Raw genomic sequence first — 23,137 nt, forward strand, 5'->3', positions numbered from 1 at the left:
AGCGTACAGTGAATTCAGAGAACCATGAACTCTCTCAGCCTTTTGCGGCGCAACCCGAGCTGCGCCGCCGGCGGCGCAGCTCGGGTTGCGCCCGTGCCGGCGGAACGTACGACACGTCGAGAGGACTCAGGTCCACGCCGGGCGGGACGACCTCGTCGATCTGGTCGAGGACTTCGTCGTCGAGGACCGAATCGGCGCCGGCGAGCAGGTCGTCGAGGTGGGCCATGGTCCGCGGGCCGATGATCGCCGAGGTGACCGCTGGGTGGCTGATGGCGAAGGCCATGGCCAGGTGGGTCAGTGACAGCCCGGCCTGCTCGGCGATCGGGACGAGCTTCTCGACGGCATCGAGCTTCCTCTCGTCGGTCATGGCCAGCGGGCTCCGGACGAGGGTGCCGAGTCCTAGCGTTCGCAGACCGGCAGCACGTCGCGTTCGATGCCGCGGTTGAGGATCGAGTACGGCGGTTGTTCCGTGCGGAAGCGGGCCAGGTTGCGCCGCTCGGCGACCCATTGGGCCTCCACGATCTCCGCGGCGGGCAGGCTGGAGTGGCCGATCGGAGCACGACGTCGTCGCGCCGACCGCGCAGCGCTCTGCCGACGATACGTTCGGTTTCGCCGTCACCGCCGCCGCTGCCGTAGACATCGGCGGTGTCGATGGAATTGATGCCCGCGTCGGGTGCTCTGTGGATGATTCGGATGCAGTCGTCGGGGTCGGGATTGCCGTACGGGCCGAACATCATGGTGCCCAGGCAGTAGGGGCTGACCTGGATTCCGGTACGGCCGAGCGGTCGAGTGCGTACGGGTGGGAATCAGCCGGCGTGAGCGACGTTGACCTGGAGGATCCAGGTGACGCCGAAGCGGTCGGTGAGCATCCCGAAGCCGGGGCTGAAGTGCGACGGGCCGAACTTCTCGACGATCTCGGCGCCGTCGGAGAGCTTGTCCCACAGTGCGCTGATCTCCTCGGCGGTGTCGCCGCCGATCGCGACGAAGAACCGCTCGCCGGTCAGTGTCAGGTTGTTCTCCCGGGTCGTCGCGGTCAGCGGAGCCGTGGGGACGGCGTGGCTGGGAACGTCGTAGGCCAGGATGGTGAAGCCGTTGTCGGCGGTGACCTGACCGAAGACGATCTTGTCGGCGTCGGGCAGCTCCTTCGGCATGCCGAAGTCGCTGTAGGCGACGGCCATGAGGTGACCGCCGAACACGGACTGGTAGAACTCCAGCGCCGAACGCGCGTCGCCCCGGAAGTTCAGGTGCGTGTTGGTGGTGATCGCCATGGTGATGACTCCTTGGTGCGTTGTCCTACGGTCAATCGGCCGCGTTCGGCCGTGAACCAAGATTCGCAGGCATAGGTGCCAGGTTGTGTCACCTACTTCGGGGAGAATCAGGTTCATGCCGAAGACGTCCGCTCGCCTGCTGGCGCTGCTCTCCCTGCTTCAGGCTCGTCGGGACTGGCCCGGCACGCTGCTGGCCGAGCGCCTCGACATCAGCCTGCGTACCGTGCGCCGCGACGTCGACCGGCTCCGCGAGCTCGGCTATCCCATCGCCGCGGTGAAAGGGCCCGACGGCGGCTACCGGCTGAGCGCCGGCACTGAACTGCCACCGCTGTTGTTCGACGACGAACAGGCCATCGCGCTGACCATCGCATTGCAGGTCGCCGCCACCACCGCGGGCGACAACCTCGCCGAGGCCGCCCTCCGAGCGCTGAACACAATCCGGCAGGTCATGCCCGCCCGGCTGCGCAACCGCGTCGAGGCCCTGCAAGTCACTGCGATCGAACGATCGGCCCCGTCCGTCGACGGGGAGGTGCTCCTGGCGATCAGCGCTGCTGTCCACGCCCACGAGATGCTGCGATTCGACTACGGCTCGGACGAGTTTCCGCGCCGCGCCGAACCGCATCACGTCGTCACCTGGGGCGGACGCTGGTACCTCGTCGCCTGGGACCTCGACCGCGCGGACTGGCGCACCTTCCGCATCGACCGGATCACCCCGCGGACGCCCAACGGGCCCCGCTTCACCCCGCGCGAGCTACCCGGTGGCGACGTCGCCACCTACGTGCTCGGCAAGTTCCGCGGCTCGAACGACGGAAATTGGCCCTGTCAAGGCACCGTCCTCCTCGGCCTGCCCGCCGCCACCGTGGCCCTCTACACCCGCGAGGGCATCATCGAAGAAGCCGGCCCACACCGCTGCCGGCTCACTCTCGGCGCCTGGTCCTGGGCCGCCCTCGCCGCCGCCATCGCCCGTTACGACGCCGACATCGAAATCGTCGGGCCCTCCGAACTCACCGACGCGTTCGCACGCCTCGCTGTCCGGTTCAGCAGAGCCTCTGGTGACGGTTAGGCCTTGACCGGGATCGGTAGGATGGCGCCAGATTGTCAGTCTTTCCGTCCGCGTCCCAGGAGATGCGATGACGAACAACGAAACGCCTCGAGGCTCCGAGGGCGCCGGGATCTGGATGAATCTCGGGGTTTGGATCGTCTTCGGCGCTGCCTTCGGTGTCCTGGTTGGAACTGTCTTCGGAAACCTCGCTCTTGGCACCGCGCTAGGTCCGGGTGTGGGCCTGGTCGTCGGCCTGATCTTCATCCAAAATGCGTCGCGTCGCGGGCGCCCGGTCGACCCGCCGACCGACGAAGGTCCGTAGCCGAGCGGGAACCGGGCCGTCGGCGGCCCGGCCCCCACCACCGACGCCGGGCGCCCGTGAGTCCCTTGACCCCGGTCGGGAGACTTACGGGCGCCCAGCGGTATAGGAGCCCGCGCGCACGTCGTCGAGACGAGCAGGGCCCGTGGGCGACCCGTGCTGGTGTACAGCACCGGTTTGGGGCCGGCGCCGCGTACGAGAGCGGTGACCGCGGCCAGCTCGATCGCGTCGGATTCCTCCGTCTAGGTGTAGTCCACGGCTGCGTGCACCGTCACGTCCGCCTGTGCTGCTGCGCTTTCCAACACATCGACGTCACTCAGCGCCCCGGGAATCGGGGTGGCGCCGGCGACGGCGAGGGACCGGACGCTCGTCTCGGACCGTGCGAGCGCGCTCACCTCGTGACCGGCCTCGACGAAGTGCTCGACGAGGACCGAACCGAGGTAGCCGGTCCCACCGGTAACGAAGATCTTCACTGTCGCTCCTTACTAAGTGTGACTGAGCGACGGTAAACTTTGACATTGGTGTGAAGGTCAAGCCCGAAATGGGTCGACGATGAAATCGGTGAGTTGAGTGAGGCGACCGGCACTAGCCCTCGCTCGCTGCGCTACTACGAGGAGCTCGGTTTGATCCGGGCTCCGAGGCGACCGAACGGTTACCGTGACTACGGTCCATCGGCCGTCGCGGACGTCCTGACGATCCGGTCGTTGCTCGACCTGGGGTTTCCGACGGCACTGGTCGAGCGCATCCTCCCGTGTACCGGAGATGCCGGACCGGTCGGGGACTGCTCGGCGCTGGTCGAGCACGCGACCGAGATCCGCGGCGAGATCGACCAGAAGATTCGTCGGCTGAGCGAGACGAGCGAGGCGCTGACACGGTTCGTCGCCCAAGCATGAGGACGGAACTGCCGGTCGTCGGGCCGTGGTCGCTGCGGACGAGCAAACGGTTCTGGGAAGAATTCGCACCCGCGGCGATCCCGGCCGGCGGCGATCCCGACGTGCTCGACGCCCAGTTCCTGAGCGAGCACGACTGGACGCCGGTCACGGCTCGGGTGGCCCAGCACGGCACGACGGCCCGCCTGGAGTTGTCCGGAGACGGCGACCTGGACGCAGCGGCCGGGCAGGTCACCCGGTTCCTCTCGCTGGACGTCGATGCGACCGGCTGGCCGGCGATCGGCGACCGGGATCCGGTCATCGCGGATGCGCAGCGAACGCTGCCCGGGTTCCGGCCCTGCGGGTTTCACTCTCCGTACGAGGCCGCGGCATGGGCCGTGCTGTCCCAGCGGACCCGGGTGTCCGAGGCCGCGCGGGTGCGCGAACGGGTCATCGCCGAGCACGGGCGCGGCGGCGCGTTCCCCGCGCCCGCCGACCTGATCGCGGCGGTCGGGAGCGGGCGGTTGGTCCTTCCCGGCCGAAAGGGCGAGTACCTCGTCGCGGTCGCCGAGGCCGCCCTCGGCGGCGCGCTGGACGGTCCGGTGCTCCGCGGCCTGCCGGAAGAGGAGGCGCGGGCCCGCCTGTCGTCGATCACCGGCATCGGTCCGTTCGCCGCCGACCTCGTCCTGATCCGCGGAGCGAACGCCGTCGACGTCCTGCCGCGCGCCGAGCGTCGCCTCGATGCGGAGATCGAGCGTCGCTACGGCCCGGGAACCACGCTCGACGACGTCGCTGCCGCGTGGCGCCCGTTCCGCTCGTGGGCAGCGGTCCATCTCCGCGCACTCGGTGCCGGCTGACCTGGTTCAGTCGATGCGCCGGTGGGCGCGGCCGCCGAAGTGCACATAGGTCGGTCGGCCGCCCGGTTCGTCGGGGTTGAAGAAGGCCGCCAACAGAGCGGTGTCGGCGATCGGGAGCTTCAACAGGAAACCGTCCTCGCGGGCGGTCGGCTCCAGGGGAAGGTCGACCATCGGCGGCATGTCCTCCACGTCCGGCCCGGTGCGGGTCACGAGGAACGACGCGACAAGACTCGACTCCTCGGACTCGGCCACCTCCAAGCGGACGCCAGAGCGTTCGTACGTCCCGACGTACCGCGCGGGGTCGGCGACGACGGAAGAGGTGAGCTTTTCGGGGTCGGGCCGGGGGCCGACGCCGAGCCGTTCGCCGAACAGCCACGCGGCCAGTTCCCGGTAGAGGCTCAGGGCGCTTTCCGTGTTCGTCTGCAGGCAGAACCCGAATCGGTGCTCAGGCGCGACCCGCATGAACGCGTTCTGGCCGATCGAATTGCCGTCGTGGCCGATGACCGTGACGTCGCCCCACCGGTCCAGGATCCAGCCGAGTCCCCACCCGTCGCCCAGGACGCTGTCGTCGACGAGGTCGATCTGCCGGGCCTGCATGGCGGCGACAGCGTCGGCGGACAGCAGCCTGGTGCCGCCGGCCGTCAGACCGTCGCGCAGGTGCAGGCGCACGAACTCCAGCACGTCGCCCGCGCTCGCCACGATCGACGCCCCCATCGGACCGCAGGACCGGAACAGCCCCCAGGTGGTGCTCACCATCAGCGACGAGGGATTCTGCGGGTCGGGGACGTGTCCGACGGCAGCCGGGTGCAGGATCGCCTCCTCGGGGAACGCGACGGTGTGGTGGAGGCTGAGCGCCTCGAACAGACGGGTCCGCAGGGCTTCCTCGAACGGGACGCCGGTGATCACTTCGATCACGCGGCCGAGAACCGCGTACCCGCTGTTGCTGTAGCTCCAGACCGTGCCGGGCGGACAGATCTGCGGAAGATCGGCGATCCGGTCGACGTAGCGCCGCAGGGCGTCGTCGCCGCGGCCGGTGTCCACGAACACGTCCCCGTCGAAGCCGCTGGTGTGGCACAGCAGGTCGCGAATCGTCACGGTGTCCCGTGCGTGCCTGTCGGCGACCTCGAAATCGGTCAGGTACCGGCGGACCGGGGCGTCCAGCTCCACCAGCCTCTCGTCGACCAGCATCAACACGAGGGTCGCCGTGTACAGCTTGCCGATCGACCCCGGCAGGAATAACGCGTCGGTGGTCGTCGGAGTGCCGGTACGCAGGCTCAGTACGCCGGCGGCCACCTCGGTGACCGTGTCGCCGTCGAGGACCGCGAGTTGCGCCCCGGGCACCCCGTGCCGCTCGATCAACTCAGCCAGCTTCTTCTCGAGTTCCATGGCTCCCACTTCCCTACCTACAATGTAGGTCGTTTGTACCTACACTGTAGGTAGGCGTCAAGGGGAGTGGATAATCGGCGGCATGCCCCCGTTGACGCGTGACCAGATCCTGTGGGCCGCGATCCGCATCGCCGACGAGCAGGGCCCGGACGCCGTCACGCTGCGCCGCATCAGCAGCGAACTGGGGGTGCACGTGACGTCCCTCTACAACCACGTGCCCACCCGCGACGCGATCACCGACGGCATGCTCGAGGTGCTTCTCACCGAGGCGAAGCTGCCGACGCGCCCGGTGTCGTGGGAAGAGTGGGCGCGCCGCTTCTTCGCCGCGATCAGCGACATCGCCACCACCCATTCCGGCGCGTTCTACGTCCTGCAGCAACGACCCGTCCAGGGAGCGCGGGCCACGGCGTCGTTCGAGATCGCCATTGCCGCGTTCGTCCAAGCCGGCCTCTCCACGCCCGACGCCTACGCCGCCGTGAAGACCGTCGTCCTGCTCGCCACGTCGGTCGGGCGGGAGCAGAGCCACAGCGCCCGGGGCGAGGATCGGGAGACCCGCCTGGACGACCTGCCGGCCGACGCCTTCCCGCTCGTCCGCTCGGTCGCCGTCACCGCACGGCCGGAGGATTCCTGGGCCTTCGCGATCGAGACGGTGATCGCCGGCCTGCGCACCCGCATCGAGCAGTGATCAGGCCTTGGCCGCCCGGCTGGGGCGATGGGCCCGGACGTCCACCGGTCGTCCGTCCGGGTCGGTGACGGACATCGTCCACTGCGTCGGGAGTACCTCGATCTCGCCCGCAGGCCAACCTGCAGCGAGTAACCGCGACCGAGCCTCGCTCAACTGGTCGTGCGTCCCGACGCGGAGCCCCCACCCCGCCCGGCCCAACGGATCAAGATCGACGTTGGACGCGGTAGCCGTCTCCGCGATCATGAGGTGGTCGTCCCCGCCGACGTCGAGGACCGCGATGCGAGGGGCGGGCGGGTTCGCGGCGCGCTCGAACGCGGTTCGCGCCCCGAGGAACTCGGTGTAGAAGCGCACGAGTCGTTCGAGATCGGTCGTCGCAAGCGTCAGGTGATTGATTCCGAGGAGCTCCGGCATGGGGCTCCATCCTAGCTAGCCGTTGATGGTTGCCATCAGCGCTGCGGTGAACGGGGCAGGGTCCAGGTCGCTGCGGATGGCCAACTGCTGGTTGTAGCTCATGCAGAGGCCCACGAACGCTTCGGCGATCTGCTCGGCCTGCGGACGCCGGGCGTCGGGGACCAGTTCGGCGACCGCTGCGCGCATGGCGGCGAGCTGTCGCCGGACCACGGCTCCCAGCGGCCAGACGGAGTACAGCCTGGCCGAGCGGTCCGCCGAGCGGGAGCTGCTGCCGATGGCGCAGGCTCACGGCCTGGGGGGTGGTGACGTATTCGCCGCTGGCCGGGGGACTGCCTCACCGGCAAGTACCGGCGGGGCGAACAGGGCGGTCTCAGTGCCCGAGGTGACGCGATCGAGGGCCGCACCGCCATCGTCGACGCCGTGCTGGCTGTTGCCGACGAGGTCGGCGCCACTGCGGCACAGGTCTCCCTGGCCTGGCTGCGGCACCGGGCAGCACTGGCCACCACCGCCCTCGTCCCGATCGTCGGGCCACGCACGCCGGCGCGGGGAACCCCGCACGAGGACGTCGCCGCCGCGCTCAGCAGCGGCGCCGACGGGGACCGCACGCTGCTGGAACCGCATCCTGTCCCGGTCGTCTGAGCAGCACCGATCAGGTTTCCTCGCCGCGCCCGTCTGTATGTGTGAGATCGACTCACGGAGGCTTGCACGATGCGGAAATTGATCTACGGCATGAACGTGTCCCTGGACGGCTACATCACCGCGCCGGGCGAGGACCACGACTGGAGCGCACCCAGCGACGAGCTGTTCCAGTTCTGGCTCGACCAGGAGCTGGCGATCACCCAGTTTCTGTACGGGCGCAAGCTGTGGGAGGAAATGAGCTCCTTCTGGCCGACCGGCGATCAGTCGCCCGACGCAACCCCGGCGCAGATCGCGTTCGCGGTGAACTGGCGTGACACCCCGAAGGTGGTGTTCTCGTCGACGATCGACAAGGTCGACTGGAACGCCCGGCTGTTCACCGGCGACGCAGTCGAGGAGATCGCCCGGCTCAAGGCCGAGGACGGCGGGCCGATGAGGGTCGGCGGCGCGACGCTCGCCGGCGCGGCCATGCGCGCCGGGCTGGTCGACGAGTACGAGATCGTGACCCATCCGGCGCTGGTGGGCGGCGGCGCGCCGTTCTTCACGACGCTGGACCGCCGGGTGATGCTGGACCTGGTCGAAACGCGGACGTTCCCGGGCGGTGTAGTGCTTACTCGCTACGAGTCGCGCCGATGATCGTGGGCAAACCCAGCCACGGTTTGTCGGTGACGTCGAATCCGGTGAGCTCGGCGATCCTGCCGTCGGCGACGTGCAGGACCGCCATGGTGAACAGCCGGTACACCGGGTCGTCGGCCGTGCGGCGGTAGAGCGCGGCGGCCGGCATGCGGTTGACCGTCGTGGCGATACCGCGCCAATCGTCGAAACCGGGCTGGAAGAGCCCACCGCCGACCCAGCCGTCCACCGAGTCCTGGGCGCCCCTGACCACGACGCCCGAATCAGGCAGCATCGCGAACCGCAGGTCGTCGCGGAGCAGGGACGTCAGCCCGACGAGGTCGTTGCGCTCGTGGGCGTCGATATAGGACTTCAGCGTGCCGCGCTCGTCCTCCGACAGCTCGTGCGTCGCAGGGCTGCGCCAGTCGAGGCGACGGTCGGGCAGTTGCTCGCGCATCGTCACCCGCGCCCGCTGCAGGGCGCTGGTGACCGATGCGACGGTCAGCTCGAGGTCCTCGGCTGCCTTCGACGCCGGCCAGCCGAGGACGTCGCGCAGGATGAACACCGCCCGCTGCCGCGGCGGCAGGTGCTGAACGGCGACGACGAACGCCAGCTCGATCGTCTCCCGCGCCACCGCGGACTCCTGCGGGTCCTCGGGGAGCATCCGGTCGGGGTAGGGCTGCAGGTAGGGCAGTTCCAAGCCCGCAGGCACGGGTGTGCGGTCGTTGCGCTTCTCGAGGAAGTCGAGGCAGGCGTTCGTCGCGATCCGGTACAGCCAGGTCCGCACCGTGGCGTGGCCCTGGAACGACTGCCGCTTGTGCCACGCCCGCAGGTACGTCTCCTGCGTGACGTCACGGGCGTCCTCGTAGTTCGCGAGCATCCGGTAGCAGTGCACCTGCAGCTCACGCCGGTGGCGCTCGGTGGCTGCGATGAACTCGGCCTCATCGGTGCCCAAGTCGGTCATGGCCAGCAACGTTATTCGATGTGCTGGAGGACGGTGGTCAGCCGCCACTCCACGGTGCTGTGGTCGATCGTGGAATGTACCGGTGAGTCGGCCACCTCGCCGGTGATGCCAGCGGCGCCGGGCCTCGCGTGGGCCATGGTGTCGTAGGCCACGATGTCGACGACGGTGCCGTCCCCCGCCACGGCGATGCGCCGCCTGGGCTCGTTCCGGCGGGCCGCGCGGTCCCGCGTCGAGCGGGGCGACGTCGGGCTGCCCGGCGGCACCCCGGCGCCGGGGTCGCCGAGCGCGGAGGCACTGGCCTCTCTAAGTCTCTCGGCACCGCTGGGGTGAAGTCAGCACGAGCCCCGGAGACATGACGACATCCGTCACCGACGGCAGCCGATGCAGGCGGTCCAGCAGCAGTTCCAGCCGATCCACCGGCTCGAGCTCACCACGAAGGACCCACCCTTCCGAGGCGCCGCTGGTGGCGAGACGAACGTCGAGACTGCGGACTGGGTAGCGACGCTGCCGGAGCAGGCCGATCACGCGCTCCACGACGAGGAGGCCGCCGACGCCCTTGACGGTGAGCGAGGCGACGTCGGAGGGGAAAGCAGTTGCAGCAGGCATGGCGGAACTCCCCATTCGGACCGGACGACTGAGCCGGACCAGGGGCCGGCCTGAGCGTCGAGCGCACCGGGTCCCTGGCTTTACCCGATGCGCTGCCGAATCGACTGCCTCTGCATGAGGGCGAGTCTAGACAGGCCGACGAGGAGCCGATGTGACCGCTCCGCACAGGCGTAGGACGCCGGGCCGCAGAATGGTGAGTGCGTCCTCGGCGCGGAGCCTCCCGGCGAGGACCTGTTCGGCGGCGGTCTGGATGAGCGCGATGACGGCGGAGGCCAGCCAGTCGGCAGGCTGCGCGCGGTCGAAGTCCCCGGTCTGCTGGCCGCGTTCGATCAGGTGCTCGAGCACGGCACTGCCCTCCTCGTGCGTGGGCGCGTGGCCGGGTGGGGTCCGGGACAGCGCGACGCCGAGCAGATACGGATAGCTGCGGATGAGTTGCCAGCCGATGTCGAGGTAGCGGCTGAGCGCTTCGGGAGGGGCGAGAGCGTCGAGGTCGGCGGCTTTGAAGGCGGAGACGGTCTCGACGCCGGCGGCCGCGACGAGTGCAGAGAGCAGTGCCTCGCGGGAAGCGAAGTGCGAATAGACGGTCTGCCGGGTGACGCTGGCCGCGGTGGCGATCTCTTCCATGCTGGCATCGGGGCGTTGGCCGAGCAGCGTGCGGGACGCGTCGAGGATGGCGTCGATGCTGCGCTGAGCGTCGGCGCGGCGGCGGCGGGGCGGTGGGTTTGCCATGCGTCTCTTCCTTGACAACCTGTAAGACTTCGCTAAATCTTACAGCATGTCTAAGTTAAAACAGGTCCTGGTTTCCGGCGCGAGCATCACCGGGCCGGTGTTGGCGTACTGGCTGACCAGGCACGGCTTCAGTGTCACCGTCGTCGAACGCTCGCCGACTCCACGCAAGACGGGCGGACACGCGGTCGACCTGTTCCGGCCCGCGGTGGAGATCTCGGAGAAGATGGGCTTACTCCCGCTTCTTGCCGAGCGCGCCATCAAAACAACACGGATGACGCTGTACCGCGAGGGCAAGCGGCGTCCTGTTCGGGCGGACCTCACCAAGGTGTTCAGCGACCAGCATCTCGAGGTGATGCGGGACGACTTGAGCGAGCTCTACACCGCAGCCGGGCGCGACGACGTTTCCTACGTCTACGGTGACTCGGTCACCGCGATCAGCCCGGACGGCGACGTGGAATTCGAGAATGCCGCGCCCCGGCGGTTCGACCTCGTGGTCGGCGCGGATGGCCTGCATTCCACTACCCGCCGGCTCGTCTTCGGTGAGGAGTCCAGTCGTTTCATTGGGGCGTACCTCGGTACGTTCACGCTTCCTCATGACTTCGGGTCGGACCATGAGTTGCGCATGCACGTAGGCGTCGGCCGCACCGCTGGGATGTACGGTGTGCCGCATCTGGGCGAGGCGCGTGCGCTCTTTCTGTTCCGGCGCGAGCAGATAGCGGACCGGGGCGTTCCCCGACAGATGGGGATCCTGCGTGCCGCATTCACCGGCATGCATGCCGAAGTCGACCGCTGGCTGGACGAACTCCATCGGACTCCAGCGTTCTATTTCGACGCCATCACCCAGGTGCACATGAACACCTGGTCACGTGGGCGAGTCACGCTCGTCGGCGACGCGGGCTACTCTCCCGGCCCTGCGGTCGGCGGGAGCGCCAGTCTGGCCATCGTCGGCGCGTACGTTCTGGCGGGGGAGTTGGCCCGTGCCGGAGGTGATCACAAACGTGCTTATCCCGCGTACGAGCGGGCGATGGCCTCGTATGTGCGTGGCAGTCGTGAGGTTGCGTTGCGCGCGGCCAGGACCATCGTTCCTCGGTCGCGGCTGGGGGTGGCGGGGTTGGCTCAAGGCGCCCGCCTGATCTCCGCACTTCCGTCCGGTCCCAGTCGAGTGCTGCTCCGCCTCGCCACGAAGTCCGCCCGCCTGCACGACGCCGTCACCGTCGACAGCTATCCCTGAGGGGTTCAGTGTCCATAGCGGTGCTAGTCCTGCATGTCGAGGCCGCTGCCGCCTTGGTCGAAATCGGTGAACGGCACGACTATCGCAATCGGCGCGAACACCAGCAGCGCCAATAGCCCGGCCAGCCATCCGACGACGATCACCAAGCAGGCGATCAATGCGGCGCCGACCAGCACGAACGAACCGCAGAAGATGGTGCGCAGACTCCAACGACGCGCGTCGCACAGGTAGTACCAGATCGGCACCACTACGATTCCCTGCCACATCAGGAAGAACGCCGTCGCGCTTTCCCGGGACGCCAGTGCGGGGACCCATGCCCACGACGCGGTGATCAAGACGATCCGAACCGCTTCCGCGCGACGCTCGTAGACAGCCATGGCAAGTCCTTCGTAGATCAGAAGCGGCCCTCGATCGATGAGAACAGAGTTTCGACGCTGCGTCGGGTGCCGTCGCTCCCGCCGACGAAGTTCGTACGGGGGTTGAGACGAAAGACGCTTCCATCCGCGCGACGGATGCGAACGTACGTATTGCCGGTATAAGCGCCATTGACGTAGAACTCACTGGGCCTGCCGCCCAACGCCACCTCGTCGAGCGGGTCCGCCCACAGTAAGCCTTTACTCTGAACCGACCAATAAGCGCTCTTGACCAGGAGGACACGACGGTCGGTGACCCCGAGTACGACACGTCGGAGACCGGCGCTGGTGTAACCAGTCAGGGCAGCCTTCAAAGATTCTTGTCGCAGATGGGGCTTCAGAGCTTTCTCCGGCCCGTTCTCGCTCATGACGATTCTCCGTGAGTTGTGCCTACTTCAGATGTAAGGCCGTGAAGCCTCGGGCGATCGGTTCGATGGTCGCCCGGCAGTTCGGCGTCGAACGCAGTTGTCGGAAGAACGCCACGACGTTGCTGTACCGGACGGCCAACTGACACGAGCTGGCGGACCACAGCGCGTCGTCGCCCCATCCCGCGATCGTTTCGGCGGCCGGTGCTTTCGCCGCCGCGTAGGTTGCGGCCAGCGTGGAGCCCTGCCCGTCCGACCCTTGCTGGAACAGGTACGTCTCCATGCTGAGGGGTTGTCGTGCTGCCGCCACCATGGCGATGCAGGCGGCGCCCTCGGCCCAGGTGTCGCCCGCCTTTTTCGACGGCACGACCTGAATGACGCTGCCCTGGAAGGTCCCGGCGAGTTCGGCCGGGAATTCGTTGCACGGCGGCAGCGCGGAGAAGCGGTCGCCCTGGCTCGTCGTTGGGGATGCGCTCGCTGAGACCGTGGCGCTGGGAGCGGACGTCGTGCCGGTAGCCGCTGCCGACCGGGCGGTACTGTCGGAGTCGTCGCCGCAGCCGGCAACCAGCAGGAGTGCGGCCATTCCACTGACGAGCAGGCCACCTCGGTGCATGAGTCCCCCATCGGCTCGGGTCGGACGAGCGCCGGTCCGCCGTGGGATCCACACTCGACAGAATGATGACCCGCCGCCGGTGGGGTTTCCATGCCGCACTTGTGCGGCATGGATCTGCCGCTCCGGCCGTGGCAAGGTGTTCGGAACGGACCGACGAATCCTCGTGCCGCTGCTAGAGGTCAGTGCGGGACCGCCGAGCGGCGTCCTGATAGAACGAGGTCAGCTCGGCGGAGGGAATCGCCTTCCGGGAGACCGTGGCAGGGTCTTTCCCTCGACCGTGAACGGCGGCGGCCACAGACTGAATCCCTGGTCGAGATCAAGAGCGGCCACGTCGGCCTCCCACCCAGGCCATCGCAGAGCGTCGTAAAACTGGGTCAGCGAGCCGCCCACGACATCGATCCCGACACGGAGCACTCGAGCCGCCGCGTCAGCCTGGCATGCCGTCCAGACACTGACGAATACGGATGTGCACGGGCCGGTCGGTTGTCGCGACCGGCCCGTCTCGGCGAACCGTCAGGCGGTGGTGCGCTGGTGCCCCAGCGCCGCGGCCAGCGCCTCCGCATTCCGCTTGTCCTGACGCGGGAATGTCAGCGCCACCCCGTCGCCCTGGTTACCGAATGCAAGACGCAGCAGGGTGAACATGCCGATCTGCGCCTCCACCAGCGACACCTGCTGGCGCGGCACCTCGCCCAGGATCTTCTTGCCCGGTCCGCCCAGCATGGTCTGCTGCAGGAAGATCAGCCGGCGGTCGGTGAGCACGACGAACTGTTCCTTCCGGGCCTGGAGCACGGCCGCGCCCACTCCGCCCACGCCCTCCATGATCAGGCCCTTCTTCACGAGGGTGCCCGCCCGGCTGGAATCGAACTTGCCGACGCTCGTGCGCACCGCCGCGACCGGCTGCTCCCCGGGCTGGAGTGTCGGAGCGACGATCTCGAATGCCTTTGTCTGTAACTTGTCACGCATTGCGCTGTCCCCGTTGGATTGAGGTGATCGAACGCGACACGATAGCCGGACAGCGCCCGGATTCTTAACCAATTCTCAGAAGAGTGGCAGTAAATCACTGGCGGAGTAAGCCCCTCGGACAATGAGCGATTGTCCGCGTCATCGTCAATCGGACTCATGGCACGTCCGGGATGAATACCGAAGGATTTGATCTTTCCGGTTCAACAGCCACCGAGGTTGGCTGGCCCGCGGTCTCGCCGCGGCGATTGCCCGGCTGTTCTACGTCACCCCGGACGAACAGCATGGAGGTCCCACACGCTGACCGGCGCCTCCGGACCGGTGAGTGGATGCCAGGCGAGGTGCATCGGGAGGGTGGCCGTCAGCACACGGCGGGGTGTCCTGACCTCCACCGTGTGGATCGGGAGGACGTCGGCAGCGGTGGTACGGACGATGGCTGCGGTGGTGTGCTTGAGAACGAGCCGCAGGGTGTCGAGCCCGTCGGGCCCGCCGCCTTCGTGGAGATGTCGTTGGTCGGGTTCGACCGCCTGCAGGATGGATTCCGGGCGCTGCGGCGGGTTGACGGCGAGCAGGTCCGCGTCGAACCGGGCCAGCTCGCGGAAGTCGAGTTGGAGGGCTTCCAGGCGGGTGGGGGAGACGTCTCCCGTGGTGCGGGCCACGTTGTCGCGTGTCAGCTCGACCGCAGCAGGGTCCGCGTCGATGGCCACGACGTGCTCGGCGCCGGCGCGCAGAGCGGCGATGGTGATGAGCCCGGCGCCACATCCGGCGTCGATGACCGTGCGGCCGGCGCAGTCACCCAGGGTGGCTGCGAGCAGAGCGGAGAACCGCGACGGCGCGTGGACGCCAGGCGCGAGGGGCAACGCGGCGCCGAGGGTGAACCAGGACTGCCAGTTGCTCATGCACTCACCCAAATGGGCGCATGCCCACCTGTCAACTGGCTTTGGTCAGGCGGGGGTACTGGTTTCGGTTGCGTCGTTCCAGCGCCAGGGTGTGCTGTCCCCGCGCAGGTGCACGCCACCGATCCACCGATCGACGCCATTGAGCGTCACATTGTCCGCGGCGCCGACGAGCACTCGGGCTCCGGCGTCGGTGAGGGACAGGCTGGTCTCGCTGTCGACCGTGCGATCCGTCGGCCATTGCGGCCAGGATGCGTCGTTCGGCCAGCGACAACCCGTCGCGGGTCGACGGGTACTCCCTGCTGAGCCGGTCGAAGGCCTCGCCCAGGAACCTCAGCTCGCCGGAGCGACTGGCGGCGATGGCGCGGAGGCCGTCCGACGTCGGGGCGCGGAAGGCGGCCCAGGCTTCGGTCGCGAGGTGGAGCGCGGCTCGGATCCGGCGCAGCTACTCCGGAGCCACTGCCGGTACTGGCCCCTCGTGCAGCGCGTCACGCCAGTACGAAATTTTGGATGCGAGGCCGGTCCCGGGCAGATCCGTGCTGTCTCCGTTGCTCACGTGCAGAGCGGCCAACATCATTCGTCTCCCGTATAGGACTTGTGTAGAACGCCCTGATTCCTTTCTCGACGGAGATCATCACCGACTCTCGACAGGGGAAACCATGCGACGGGTACCAGCGCTTCTCGCGGCCTTCGCACTGCTGTGGACGGGCGCCTTCGTCATTCAATCGGGTTCGGCCCAAGCGGCGCAGGCGGCTCCTCGAGCCGTCTCTGCGGCGGTCGTGGCTCCGCCTCCCTTGACTGCCGCCAACGGGCGGAACTTTGCGGCGTGCCGGGACGGGCGCTGCGAGGTCATCGTCCGGACCGGTGACAGAGTCCCGACCTCCACCGGCACCGCGAGGGTCACCGTGGGCCGCGGCGTCGTGACGTTCAGGATCACGACGTCGAACACGTCGCTCACGTCCAGTGGCACCGCCGGCTCGTGGCTGCAGCTGAACCGGCAGGTCATCCAGGTGCTCAAGGTGACGCGCCTACAGGCCAAGGTCCGCCTCTCCAGGGCCTGATCCGCCACCGGGGCCCGGTCCGACCGAGCGCGGCCCGGTCCGACCGAGCGCGGCCCGGTCCGACCGAGCGCGGCCCGGTCCGACCGAGCGCGGCCCGGTCCGACCGAGCGCGGCCCGGTCCGAGCGAGCGCGGCCCCTCCGAGCCACCGCGGCCCGGCGATACGAGCAGCAGCGCCATCGCTCGCATCTGCCGGGCCCGCAGACTGCCGGTATGGCAGCCCACAAGATCCTCAGAGGGCGGCGATCGTGGTGGGGAGGTCGGTCATGCGGGTGAGAAGCGTGTCGGCGTCGCGCAGGAGCTCCGACGGGGTCAGGGCGCAGTACCCGATGACGCGCATGCCGGCGGCCTTCGCCGCCTCGACACCCGCAGGGCTGTCTTCGACGACGACACAGAGCTCCGGCAGCGCGCCCAGGCTCGCCGCGGCATGCAAGAACAGATCCGGAGCCGGTTTGCCCCGGGCCACGTCCTCGGAGCTGAAGATGTGCTCCTCGGCGAAACATCCCCGCAGACCGGCCAGATCCAAGCTCAGACGGATCCTGGCGTGCCGCGACGACGACGCCACACACATACGCATGCCGCCCTCACGCAGAACCGCGATCGCCTCCGCCACACCCGGCACCGCCACCAACCGCTCGCGCAGCACCGCGTCGAACGCCGCCATCCTCGCCTGATGGAAGCCGGCCGGCACCGCACGCCCCAGCCGCCGCTCGATGTTGGCGATCACGGCGTCTTCGCTGCGTCCAAGATGTTGAGCGAAGATCTCCGCGCGCGTGATGGGCCAGCCCAGATCCCCGATCAGCTCCATCTCGACCTCTTGGATGAGGCGCTCGCTGTCCACGAGAACACCGTCACAGTCGAAGATCACGACGACTTCAGGTTGGCGCATAAAACACAGTGTCCAGGTTCGTCACCTGTGGATCTCGTCGGGCCGGATCGCCGTCCACGCTCGGCCGGGTGTACCGACAGTGGGTGTCAGTGGTCAGCCTCGGCGGCCTCATCGAGCGTGGACGCGTCGGCGCGGCGATGGCCCTGGCGTTCGGTGTGGGCGAGCACGATGGTCGGGATGGCGGCGGCGATCGTGATCGCGAGCACCCACCAGAACGTGGCGGCGAATCCGCTGGCTTGTCCGGCGAGCGTGGGGTGGTGGCGGAGCCGGTCGACGAGGATGACGGTGAGCACGGCGGTGCCGACCGCGCCGCCGACGCGTTGGAGGACGTTGAGCTGCGGAGTGGCGTCGAGGATCTTGTTCGGCGGCAGGGCTTCGTAGGCGGCAGTCATCGCCGGAATGATCGACATACCGAACCCGACGCCCCGGACGACCATGACGAGGCACAGCAGCAGGTAGGGGGTGGTGGCGGTCAGGAACCCGAACGGGACGGTCGCGACCACCAAGATGGCGGCGCGCGTGGCGGCGGTGATCCCGGCGCTGTAGCGGTCGATGAACGGTGCTGCGAGCAGTGCGCCGAGCCCGGTCGGTGCGAGCAGGAGCCCGGCGAGGACCACGCTCTCGCCGCGGACGGTCTGGAAGTACAGCGGCATGAGGATCATCCCCCCGAAATTCGCGGCGCCGAGTGCGAACTGGGCGACCGAGGCGGCAGTGAACGCGCGGCTGGCATACAGCCGGAGGTCGAACAGCGGCCGCTTCACCCGTAGGGCGTGGACGACGAAGCCGGCGAGGACGGCCAGTCCGACCGGCAGCGCAACGATGGCGGCCGGGTCCGGTCCGGCCCTGTCGCCGAGTTCTGCCAGGCCGTAAGTGGCGCCCATGATCCCGGTCGGGGCCAGGACCAGGCCGATCACGTCCAGTCGTCCGGCGTCGCCTCCCTTTGCCATGGGCAGCAGCCGCAGAGCGAGTACGACACCGGCGGCGCCGAAGGGGACGTTGAGCCAGAAGATCGCCCGCCAGTCGATGCCTTGAACGAGCAGACCGCCGGTCACGGGTCCGAGCGTCGGGGCGAGGATGATCGGTATTGCGAGCAGGCTCATCACCCGCCCTATCTGCGGTTTGGTCGACTGGGCGGTCCAGATGATCGTGCCGACGGGCATGATCGCTCCACCGCCGATGCCCTGCAGTGCCCGGGAGGCGATCAGCATCTCCACGTTCTGCGAGCATGCGCACAGCACCGACCCGGCGGTGAACAGCACCAGCGCGGCGACATACAGCCGGGCGGCGCCGAACCGGCGGGCCGCCCAGCCGGTCACGGGGATGACCGCCGCGAGCGCGAGCAGGTATGCGGTCACCGCCCACTGCACCGTTCCTAGTCCGGCGTGCAGGTCGACCGAGAGGGTGTGCAGGGCGACGTTGACGATCGTCGAGTCCAGAAACGACAACGACGCGCCGATCATCACCACCCCTACCGACCGGCGCAGAGCTGTCGAGAACGGCTCAGTGGCGGCGGTCATGCCGGCACCCCGTCCACCGCCCGGGTCGATTCGTACCGCTTCACCAGGCCTGCGGCCTTGGTCGTCACGTCGTTCATCAGCCCAAGCTAGGTTGACTGTTGTGCGCGTAGAGGCCAACCGATACCCCGAACCGGCCAACTCGGCGGGGCGGACCGCGAGTGGTCCGCCGGAAACAGCGGCCTCGCCCATCCTGTGCATTGACCGCGACACCGCCCAGGACCACGAGCTGCTGCATCTGCACTCGCACCCGGAACCGATGCTTACGTGGAGTTCGACCGCGACGCTGATGGGTACCGTCGCCGGTCGCGACTGGCTGATCCCGCCGGGCTACGGGCTCTGGGTGCCCGGCGGCATCGGGCACGCCGGTGCGGTGCTGCACGCGGGCGAAACGATGACCATCACCTTCGCCGCCGATCGCTGCCCCATAACCTGGACCGGGCCCACCTGCTTCACCGTTGGGTCGCTGCTGGGCGAGATCATCACCCACCTGCACCGCATCGCTCCCGACGACCACAGCCGTCCAGCCGCCGAGACGCTCATGTACGAACTGCTCGTCCCGCTGCCCGCGCATCACGTCCACGTCACGATGCCCGACGACCCGCGGGCCCGCGCGATCGCCGAACAACTCATCGCCCACCCGGACGACCAGCGCGAACTGACCGCCTGGGCCGATCACGTCCATGCCAGCGTCCGCACCCTGTCCCGGCTGTTCACGGCCGAGACCGGACTCAACTTCGCCACCTGGCGCGCCCACGTCCGCATCCGCGCCGCGATCCACATGCTGGCTGGCGGCACCTCGGTCAGCGCCACCGCCCGAGCAGTCGGCTACCGCAAGCCCAGCGCGTTCATCGCCACGTTCCGCCGGGTCACCGGCCATACTCCCGGCACCTACCTGCCCCGACTGCGGTAGGACTGCCGTCGTGGAATCGCCCGACGACACGAATCGAACGGAGTCAACTCGGCAGCGGCGGGCGTCCGAACTCACGTCTGATCCGTATCCGCTGCCGGTCGACCCGCAGCGCGCATCGCCTGCCGGATCAATCTGCCGACGATTGAGAATCGCGGTGATGTGACTAGCCCTTTCCGCTAAGCAGTTACGATCAACGTGTCCGTACCAGCTGCGAAAACAGAGAATTCGGTACTACGGAGCGGAGCGGGCCGAGATGAGCGACCGGGCGCCTCGGCAACTTCAGTACGTCGCCGCCGTCGCAGCCCTCGCCGCGGCGGATCGGCGTGCCCGCCACCACGGGCGGGTCGAGCCGACGCTGCGGCTGGCGATCAAGGCGGACGTGACTCGGGGATGCTGAATTGGTGACGGTCCGCGGCTCATCGCCAGCACAGGCCGTACGCGAGGGGCGGGAGTTGGTGTACGAGCCCTGGATGGCCGTCCTCGCGGCGAGCGACCCGCTGGCGTCGCGATCGCACGGACGGATAGCCGATCCGGCCGGCCGGACGCTCCCCAACGGCTGCCCCGCCGATCCGGTCGAACTGCTCGCGCAGGCGAACGACACCGTGGACCCGGACGCTGAGATCGCCTACCGGGTGATCGAGGACGCCCCGTCGGTCACGCCGGCGGTGGCGTGGCAGGAGGGGAGCCGTTCTCCCGCCGTGGCGGCCTTCGGGCGCGCGGCGACGACCGTGGCGCACCTCGTCTGATGACCGGCCACGACGCTGTGTCCTGGGCCGACGCGCAGGTCTCCGCCGCCCGCGACGACCCGGCCGCTCGCCTGGCCCTGCACGACCGGACGTACTTCGGCCCGACCGGCGTCGCCCCGCGCCACCTGCCGTACCGCCGGGCGGCACGGTCGTTCATGCACTGGCAGATCCGTCGGGGGCTTCTCGAGCCCGACGGCGCCGTACGTCCGGGTAGCCCCTGGTTCCGTGCGGTGAACGAGGGACTGCTCCGGGACGGCTGCGAGACGATCGCGCTGCTCTCCGGACGCGCCGGGCAGCCGTCGTCACCTGCGGTCGAGTACTGGCTCGACTTCGCGGACCGGCCCACCGCCGTGGCCTGGTATCGGGCTCACAATGCCAGCGTCGTGGGTGGCTATCTGCGGCACCGGGAATTAGCGGTCTCGGAGTCGTCGACCGAGCAGTTCTTCATGAACGTCATCCTTGTGCGTGTGCTTTTCGCCCATGCGCTGGTTGCCGCGCCCCGGTTGGCGCTGGGCCGGCTCAGGCTGCTCGCCCCGGTGCTGGGTGACCCGAGGCTGGGGATGACCGGGATCTTCATGCAGCTGTCCCGGATCCTTCCGGACAAGTATCCGCTGTCCGAGGACGTCGCTCATTACCTGAAGAGCGAACTCGGGGTTCGGGCGGCTGCTCGATTTCGGCGTCATCCTTCCCCGGTTGGGCCCGCTGTTCGAGTGGTCTGCGGACGCGCTGGGCGCCCCAGGTCTGCGCGGTGTGCTCCGGAACGGCTACCCCGCTTACGCGTGTTCCGATGAGGGCGCCGCGGTCTGGGACGCCCGCCCGTCCCGGTTGCTCCGGCTGGCCGGGTCGGTGACGCGGCCCCCTGGTTGACGCAGCGGCCCCTCGGCGACGAAGCGGTGCAACAGTGCGGCGAAGGCGTCGCGATCCGCTTCGTCCCAGTCGGCCAGGCGCTCGTCGATCGCCGAGGCCAACCGTTGGCGCATGACGTCCACGATCGCGGCCCCGGGCTCGGTCAACGTCAGGATCACGGCGCGAGCGTCGGACGCGTCGGGAGCGGCCGACACGAGGCCGGCGGCGGTCAGGCGGGCTGCTCGGCGGCTGACGATCGAGCGGTCGAGACCGATGCGGTGGCCGAGCGCGGCGGCCGTCGACGGGCCGTAGCGGTCGATGCCGCTGAGCACCGGATAGGCCGCCGGGTCGACCGCGTCGTGCAGGCCCAATTGGGGGCGCAGCAGGACGTGCGGGTGAAGTCGACCGGCCGCAAGACGTTCCGGCACCCTGTCGTGGGCGACTTCGCGGTCGACTACGAGACGTTCCGGCTCGAGGACGGCAGCGGGCTAACGCTGACCGTTCACCACGCGGAGCCAGGCAGCCCGGACGCCGACGCGCTCGCCCTGCTGGCCAGCCACGCCGCGACCGGCGGCCCGTCCAGCGACACTGCAGTCCGCCGAGACGGGGCTGGTCACCAAACGCGCCCGTGAGCGGGCGGCTACGGTCTCAGTCGGACGATTCGATGGTCGTCCCTCAGACCAACGCACCTGTGCGCGTAGCGAGTTCGCGGAGGCCGGGAGGGATCGGTCCGGGCCGGTCAAGCATCCCGACCACACGTCGACGGACGCTGGCACGGCGGAGTTCTTCAGGAGCGGCACGTTCCGCAGCGACGAGCGCGGCGACTGCTCGCTGAGGTTTGCCGTGAAGGTCCCAGGTGTGTGCGGCGTCGACCGCGGTCCGTGCGATGCGTTCTGGCGTGGGGAGTTGCCCTGCCCGAATGCCGGCCGCGTAGTCCAGAGCAGTGGCAGTGTCTCCGAGCACGGTATGAATCGAGATCCCGTATCCAGCGGCGATCGCCGGGCTGAATCGAGCGGTTGCGGGCACGCGCGACGCGATGTGCTCGGCGTCGGTGAGCATCGAGGTGGCCACGGCGCTGTCGTTGCCGACCGCCGCGGTGTACGACGCGGTGAGCAAGAGCTGCCCGCGTAGCGGCAACGTCGTGGGTTCGGTAAGGCTGTCGATTGCGCCGGTGAGAAGCGCGAGGGCTTCCGTCGGATGATTGTCGCGACGCAGGGCCACTGCTACGCGCTGTGCTGCGACCGCGATCAATACAGGATCACCGTCTCGATGTGCTGCGGCTAGTGCTCGATCGGCGGCGACGCCCGCGAGATCGTTCTCATTGGTCTTGACCGCAACCTGTGATGCAAGTGCATAGCCGTGGATGAGGGCCGATGCGAGCCTCGGGGACTGTTGGGCAGCGGCGATCACCGGAGGAAGGAGCCGGGCGGCGTCGCCGTAATGTCCGGTGGCGAACGCGGTGATGGCACGACGGAGTTGCGCTGGGATCTCGGCGGCCGGGAGGTCGCCGCTGGGGTTGAGGACGGCGGACACGAGGTGAGGGCCAGCGGTCGCTCCGGTGGCGGCGATTCCGAGCATTCCGCCGAGCAGAATCCGGCGTCGCATGTCCTCTCCCCTCGTCGTCGCGCCGACCATACCGGTCCGCCCCCCGGTGGTGGGCCTGCCGCGCGGTGCCAGGCCGAGTTCGTCCGGCGGAATGCGCAGCACGTTGGCGATCTGCTGGAGCGTGTCGACGTCGGCGCGCTCAGCACCGCGTGCCTCGAGTCGGGACACGGTGGAAGCTGAGCAGCCGAGAAGGTCGCCGAGTTCGGCTTGAGTGAGCCCTGCCCTGCCCCGGTAGGTGCGCATCACGGTGCATCGGCGAGGAATGCGACTAGTGGTGGGGTGGAGCGCAACGTTCATCGGGGGGTCTCCCTCCGCGCGCAGGCTTATCGAGATTACGCTGTGGGATCTCCCGAACACAGGCTCCGTGCAGACGTTGCATACGAGGTGCACAGCCTGCATGAGTTCTCGATTTGAACCCGATGACGCGCTGTCCTGAAGGGGCCGCCCGGACACGCCGGGCGGTACACCTCCGACAGGGAGTCCGTCATGGAGCACGTCACAATGCCGCCATTCGTCGCCGCACTGTTCGGGGGCGAGGTAATTCTCGGTGTTCCGTCGGTCGCGAACCGCCACGGTTACAAGAAGGAGAACGGCAGCAGCGACACCAACCACACCAGCGACGAGATCAAGGACTGATTCAGGTGCTCGGCCGGACCGGCAATGGCTCGGCCGAGCACCTGTCCATTCAGGTCACGTAATGGAG

Annotated in this window: 34 protein-coding genes and 1 pseudogene; 15 read left to right on the plus strand and 20 right to left on the minus strand. The window is 68.7% G+C overall.

What is annotated here, in order from left to right; translation table 11 throughout:
* Positions 1-34: 34 nt before the first annotated feature.
* Positions 35-737 (minus strand): annotated as a pseudogene (locus tag ACGFY5_RS25255) (aldo/keto reductase).
* A gap of 69 nt (positions 738-806) precedes the next feature.
* On the minus strand, positions 807-1,268 hold the full coding sequence (locus ACGFY5_RS25260; protein WP_392723454.1) for a VOC family protein: 462 nt from the start codon (positions 1,266-1,268) through the stop codon (positions 807-809).
* Positions 1,269-1,383: 115 nt separating this feature from the next.
* On the opposite strand from ACGFY5_RS25260, the gene ACGFY5_RS25265 reads away from it, so the two are divergent.
* A complete protein-coding gene (locus tag ACGFY5_RS25265) occupies positions 1,384-2,331 on the plus strand; it encodes a helix-turn-helix transcriptional regulator (protein WP_392723456.1) in 948 nt (315 codons plus the stop codon).
* A gap of 67 nt (positions 2,332-2,398) precedes the next feature.
* Entirely contained in the window at positions 2,399-2,632 is a 234-nt protein-coding gene (locus tag ACGFY5_RS25270; protein WP_392723457.1) for a hypothetical protein, read from the plus strand.
* Positions 2,633-2,871: 239 nt separating this feature from the next.
* Here ACGFY5_RS25270 and ACGFY5_RS25275 read toward each other — a convergent pair whose 3' ends face one another.
* Positions 2,872-3,102 (minus strand): NmrA family NAD(P)-binding protein, encoded by a 231-nt coding sequence (locus ACGFY5_RS25275; RefSeq protein ID WP_392723458.1) that lies wholly within the window; start codon positions 3,100-3,102, stop codon positions 2,872-2,874.
* A gap of 93 nt (positions 3,103-3,195) precedes the next feature.
* On the opposite strand from ACGFY5_RS25275, the gene ACGFY5_RS25280 reads away from it, so the two are divergent.
* Positions 3,196-3,522, plus strand: a complete 327-nt coding sequence (locus ACGFY5_RS25280) for a MerR family transcriptional regulator (RefSeq protein ID WP_392723459.1) — start codon at positions 3,196-3,198, stop codon at positions 3,520-3,522.
* Entirely contained in the window at positions 3,519-4,355 is an 837-nt protein-coding gene (locus ACGFY5_RS25285) for a DNA-3-methyladenine glycosylase family protein (protein WP_392723460.1), read from the plus strand. The genes ACGFY5_RS25280 and ACGFY5_RS25285 overlap by 4 nt, the downstream gene beginning before the upstream one ends.
* 6 nt (positions 4,356-4,361) lie before the next feature.
* Here ACGFY5_RS25285 and ACGFY5_RS25290 read toward each other — a convergent pair whose 3' ends face one another.
* Complete coding sequence (locus ACGFY5_RS25290; RefSeq protein WP_392723461.1) at positions 4,362-5,741, minus strand: serine hydrolase domain-containing protein; 1,380 nt, start codon at positions 5,739-5,741, stop codon at positions 4,362-4,364.
* An 82-nt stretch (positions 5,742-5,823) separates the two neighbouring features.
* Here ACGFY5_RS25290 and ACGFY5_RS25295 point away from each other — a divergent pair, with 82 nt between their 5' ends.
* Positions 5,824-6,426, plus strand: a complete 603-nt coding sequence (locus tag ACGFY5_RS25295) for a TetR family transcriptional regulator (protein WP_392723462.1) — start codon at positions 5,824-5,826, stop codon at positions 6,424-6,426.
* Here the strand turns inward: ACGFY5_RS25295 and ACGFY5_RS25300 are convergent, their stop codons facing one another.
* Entirely contained in the window at positions 6,427-6,837 is a 411-nt protein-coding gene (locus tag ACGFY5_RS25300) for a VOC family protein (RefSeq protein WP_392723463.1), read from the minus strand. It lies immediately after the preceding gene.
* A 15-nt stretch (positions 6,838-6,852) separates the two neighbouring features.
* Positions 6,853-7,047 carry a hypothetical protein gene (locus tag ACGFY5_RS25305; RefSeq protein WP_392723464.1) on the minus strand — a complete coding sequence of 65 codons (195 nt, stop codon included), beginning with the start codon at positions 7,045-7,047 and terminating at the stop codon, positions 6,853-6,855.
* 210 nt (positions 7,048-7,257) lie between these two features.
* Here ACGFY5_RS25305 and ACGFY5_RS25310 point away from each other — a divergent pair, with 210 nt between their 5' ends.
* Both ACGFY5_RS25310 and ACGFY5_RS25315 read left to right on the plus strand, forming a co-directional pair.
* On the plus strand, positions 7,258-7,476 hold the full coding sequence (locus ACGFY5_RS25310; RefSeq protein ID WP_392723466.1) for a hypothetical protein: 219 nt from the start codon (positions 7,258-7,260) through the stop codon (positions 7,474-7,476).
* Between the two features lie 69 nt (positions 7,477-7,545).
* A complete protein-coding gene (locus ACGFY5_RS25315) occupies positions 7,546-8,109 on the plus strand; it encodes a dihydrofolate reductase family protein (RefSeq protein WP_392723467.1) in 564 nt (187 codons plus the stop codon).
* Here the strand turns inward: ACGFY5_RS25315 and ACGFY5_RS25320 are convergent.
* The 4 genes from ACGFY5_RS25320 to ACGFY5_RS25335 all read right to left on the minus strand — a co-directional run bounded on the left by ACGFY5_RS25320 (position 8,084) and on the right by ACGFY5_RS25335 (position 10,384).
* Entirely contained in the window at positions 8,084-9,049 is a 966-nt protein-coding gene (locus ACGFY5_RS25320; protein WP_392723468.1) for an RNA polymerase subunit sigma-70, read from the minus strand. The two genes, ACGFY5_RS25315 and ACGFY5_RS25320, sit on opposite strands and share 26 nt — an antisense overlap.
* An 11-nt stretch (positions 9,050-9,060) precedes the next feature.
* Positions 9,061-9,231, minus strand: a complete 171-nt coding sequence (locus ACGFY5_RS25325; RefSeq protein ID WP_392723469.1) for a hypothetical protein — start codon at positions 9,229-9,231, stop codon at positions 9,061-9,063.
* A gap of 121 nt (positions 9,232-9,352) precedes the next feature.
* Positions 9,353-9,655 (minus strand): hypothetical protein, encoded by a 303-nt coding sequence (locus tag ACGFY5_RS25330; RefSeq protein WP_392723470.1) that lies wholly within the window; start codon positions 9,653-9,655, stop codon positions 9,353-9,355.
* Between the two features lie 126 nt (positions 9,656-9,781).
* The gene (locus ACGFY5_RS25335) at positions 9,782-10,384 is read right to left on the minus strand and encodes a TetR/AcrR family transcriptional regulator (RefSeq protein ID WP_392723471.1); all 603 of its coding nucleotides are present in this window, start codon (positions 10,382-10,384) and stop codon (positions 9,782-9,784) included.
* A gap of 46 nt (positions 10,385-10,430) precedes the next feature.
* Here ACGFY5_RS25335 and ACGFY5_RS25340 point away from each other — a divergent pair, with 46 nt between their 5' ends.
* Positions 10,431-11,615 (plus strand): FAD-dependent monooxygenase, encoded by a 1,185-nt coding sequence (locus ACGFY5_RS25340; RefSeq protein WP_392723473.1) that lies wholly within the window; start codon positions 10,431-10,433, stop codon positions 11,613-11,615.
* Between the two features lie 23 nt (positions 11,616-11,638).
* Here the strand turns inward: ACGFY5_RS25340 and ACGFY5_RS25345 are convergent, their stop codons facing one another.
* From ACGFY5_RS25345 to ACGFY5_RS25370, 6 genes are all read right to left on the minus strand, one after another.
* Positions 11,639-11,992, minus strand: coding sequence for a hypothetical protein (locus ACGFY5_RS25345; RefSeq protein ID WP_392723475.1), 354 nt, complete (start codon positions 11,990-11,992; stop codon positions 11,639-11,641).
* Between the two features lie 17 nt (positions 11,993-12,009).
* On the minus strand, positions 12,010-12,396 hold the full coding sequence (locus ACGFY5_RS25350; RefSeq protein ID WP_392723476.1) for a hypothetical protein: 387 nt from the start codon (positions 12,394-12,396) through the stop codon (positions 12,010-12,012).
* A 22-nt stretch (positions 12,397-12,418) separates the two neighbouring features.
* Positions 12,419-13,006, minus strand: a complete 588-nt coding sequence (locus ACGFY5_RS25355; RefSeq protein ID WP_392723477.1) for a hypothetical protein — start codon at positions 13,004-13,006, stop codon at positions 12,419-12,421.
* A gap of 219 nt (positions 13,007-13,225) precedes the next feature.
* The gene (locus tag ACGFY5_RS25360; protein WP_392723479.1) at positions 13,226-13,420 is read right to left on the minus strand and encodes a DUF2625 family protein; all 195 of its coding nucleotides are present in this window, start codon (positions 13,418-13,420) and stop codon (positions 13,226-13,228) included.
* A gap of 99 nt (positions 13,421-13,519) precedes the next feature.
* Complete coding sequence (locus ACGFY5_RS25365; protein ID WP_392723481.1) at positions 13,520-13,969, minus strand: hypothetical protein; 450 nt, start codon at positions 13,967-13,969, stop codon at positions 13,520-13,522.
* A 263-nt stretch (positions 13,970-14,232) separates the two neighbouring features.
* Complete coding sequence (locus tag ACGFY5_RS25370) at positions 14,233-14,865, minus strand: 50S ribosomal protein L11 methyltransferase (RefSeq protein ID WP_392723483.1); 633 nt, start codon at positions 14,863-14,865, stop codon at positions 14,233-14,235.
* Positions 14,866-15,782: 917 nt separating this feature from the next.
* Between ACGFY5_RS25370 and ACGFY5_RS25375 the strand changes: the two genes are divergently transcribed.
* Positions 15,783-15,923, plus strand: a complete 141-nt coding sequence (locus ACGFY5_RS25375) for a hypothetical protein (RefSeq protein ID WP_392723484.1) — start codon at positions 15,783-15,785, stop codon at positions 15,921-15,923.
* Between the two features lie 230 nt (positions 15,924-16,153).
* Here the strand turns inward: ACGFY5_RS25375 and ACGFY5_RS25380 are convergent, their stop codons facing one another.
* Together ACGFY5_RS25380 and ACGFY5_RS25385 are read right to left on the minus strand one after the other, a co-directional pair.
* Positions 16,154-16,810: an HAD family hydrolase gene (locus tag ACGFY5_RS25380; protein ID WP_392723486.1), complete on the minus strand. Its 657-nt coding sequence runs from the start codon at positions 16,808-16,810 to the stop codon at positions 16,154-16,156.
* Between the two features lie 86 nt (positions 16,811-16,896).
* Complete coding sequence (locus tag ACGFY5_RS25385; protein WP_392723487.1) at positions 16,897-18,327, minus strand: MDR family MFS transporter; 1,431 nt, start codon at positions 18,325-18,327, stop codon at positions 16,897-16,899.
* A gap of 256 nt (positions 18,328-18,583) precedes the next feature.
* On the opposite strand from ACGFY5_RS25385, the gene ACGFY5_RS25390 reads away from it, so the two are divergent.
* From ACGFY5_RS25390 to ACGFY5_RS25405, 4 genes are all read left to right on the plus strand, one after another.
* On the plus strand, positions 18,584-19,237 hold the full coding sequence (locus tag ACGFY5_RS25390; RefSeq protein ID WP_392723489.1) for an AraC family transcriptional regulator: 654 nt from the start codon (positions 18,584-18,586) through the stop codon (positions 19,235-19,237).
* Positions 19,238-19,490: 253 nt separating this feature from the next.
* Positions 19,491-19,634 carry a hypothetical protein gene (locus ACGFY5_RS25395; protein ID WP_392723491.1) on the plus strand — a complete coding sequence of 48 codons (144 nt, stop codon included), beginning with the start codon at positions 19,491-19,493 and terminating at the stop codon, positions 19,632-19,634.
* A gap of 4 nt (positions 19,635-19,638) precedes the next feature.
* Positions 19,639-19,983 carry a hypothetical protein gene (locus ACGFY5_RS25400; RefSeq protein WP_392723492.1) on the plus strand — a complete coding sequence of 115 codons (345 nt, stop codon included), beginning with the start codon at positions 19,639-19,641 and terminating at the stop codon, positions 19,981-19,983.
* Positions 19,983-20,774, plus strand: coding sequence for a hypothetical protein (locus tag ACGFY5_RS25405; RefSeq protein ID WP_392723494.1), 792 nt, complete (start codon positions 19,983-19,985; stop codon positions 20,772-20,774). Before ACGFY5_RS25400 ends, ACGFY5_RS25405 begins: the two co-directional genes overlap by 1 nt.
* Here ACGFY5_RS25405 and ACGFY5_RS25410 read toward each other — a convergent pair.
* On the minus strand, positions 20,757-21,200 hold the full coding sequence (locus tag ACGFY5_RS25410; RefSeq protein ID WP_392723496.1) for a MarR family winged helix-turn-helix transcriptional regulator: 444 nt from the start codon (positions 21,198-21,200) through the stop codon (positions 20,757-20,759). The genes ACGFY5_RS25405 and ACGFY5_RS25410 overlap by 18 nt on opposite strands.
* On the opposite strand from ACGFY5_RS25410, the gene ACGFY5_RS25415 reads away from it, so the two are divergent.
* Positions 21,189-21,461: a hypothetical protein gene (locus ACGFY5_RS25415; protein ID WP_392723498.1), complete on the plus strand. Its 273-nt coding sequence runs from the start codon at positions 21,189-21,191 to the stop codon at positions 21,459-21,461. The two genes, ACGFY5_RS25410 and ACGFY5_RS25415, sit on opposite strands and share 12 nt — an antisense overlap.
* Positions 21,462-21,504: 43 nt before the next feature.
* Here the strand turns inward: ACGFY5_RS25415 and ACGFY5_RS25420 are convergent, their stop codons facing one another.
* Positions 21,505-22,833: a helix-turn-helix domain-containing protein gene (locus tag ACGFY5_RS25420; RefSeq protein WP_392723499.1), complete on the minus strand. Its 1,329-nt coding sequence runs from the start codon at positions 22,831-22,833 to the stop codon at positions 21,505-21,507.
* An 87-nt stretch (positions 22,834-22,920) separates the two neighbouring features.
* Here ACGFY5_RS25420 and ACGFY5_RS25425 point away from each other — a divergent pair, with 87 nt between their 5' ends.
* On the plus strand, positions 22,921-23,070 hold the full coding sequence (locus ACGFY5_RS25425; RefSeq protein ID WP_392723501.1) for a hypothetical protein: 150 nt from the start codon (positions 22,921-22,923) through the stop codon (positions 23,068-23,070).
* The last annotated feature ends 67 nt before the right edge of the window (positions 23,071-23,137 follow it).

Origin of the sequence: Cryptosporangium sp. NPDC048952 (genome assembly GCF_043197895.1) — a bacterium.
In the GTDB taxonomy this organism is placed as follows: domain Bacteria; phylum Actinomycetota; class Actinomycetes; order Mycobacteriales; family Cryptosporangiaceae; genus Cryptosporangium.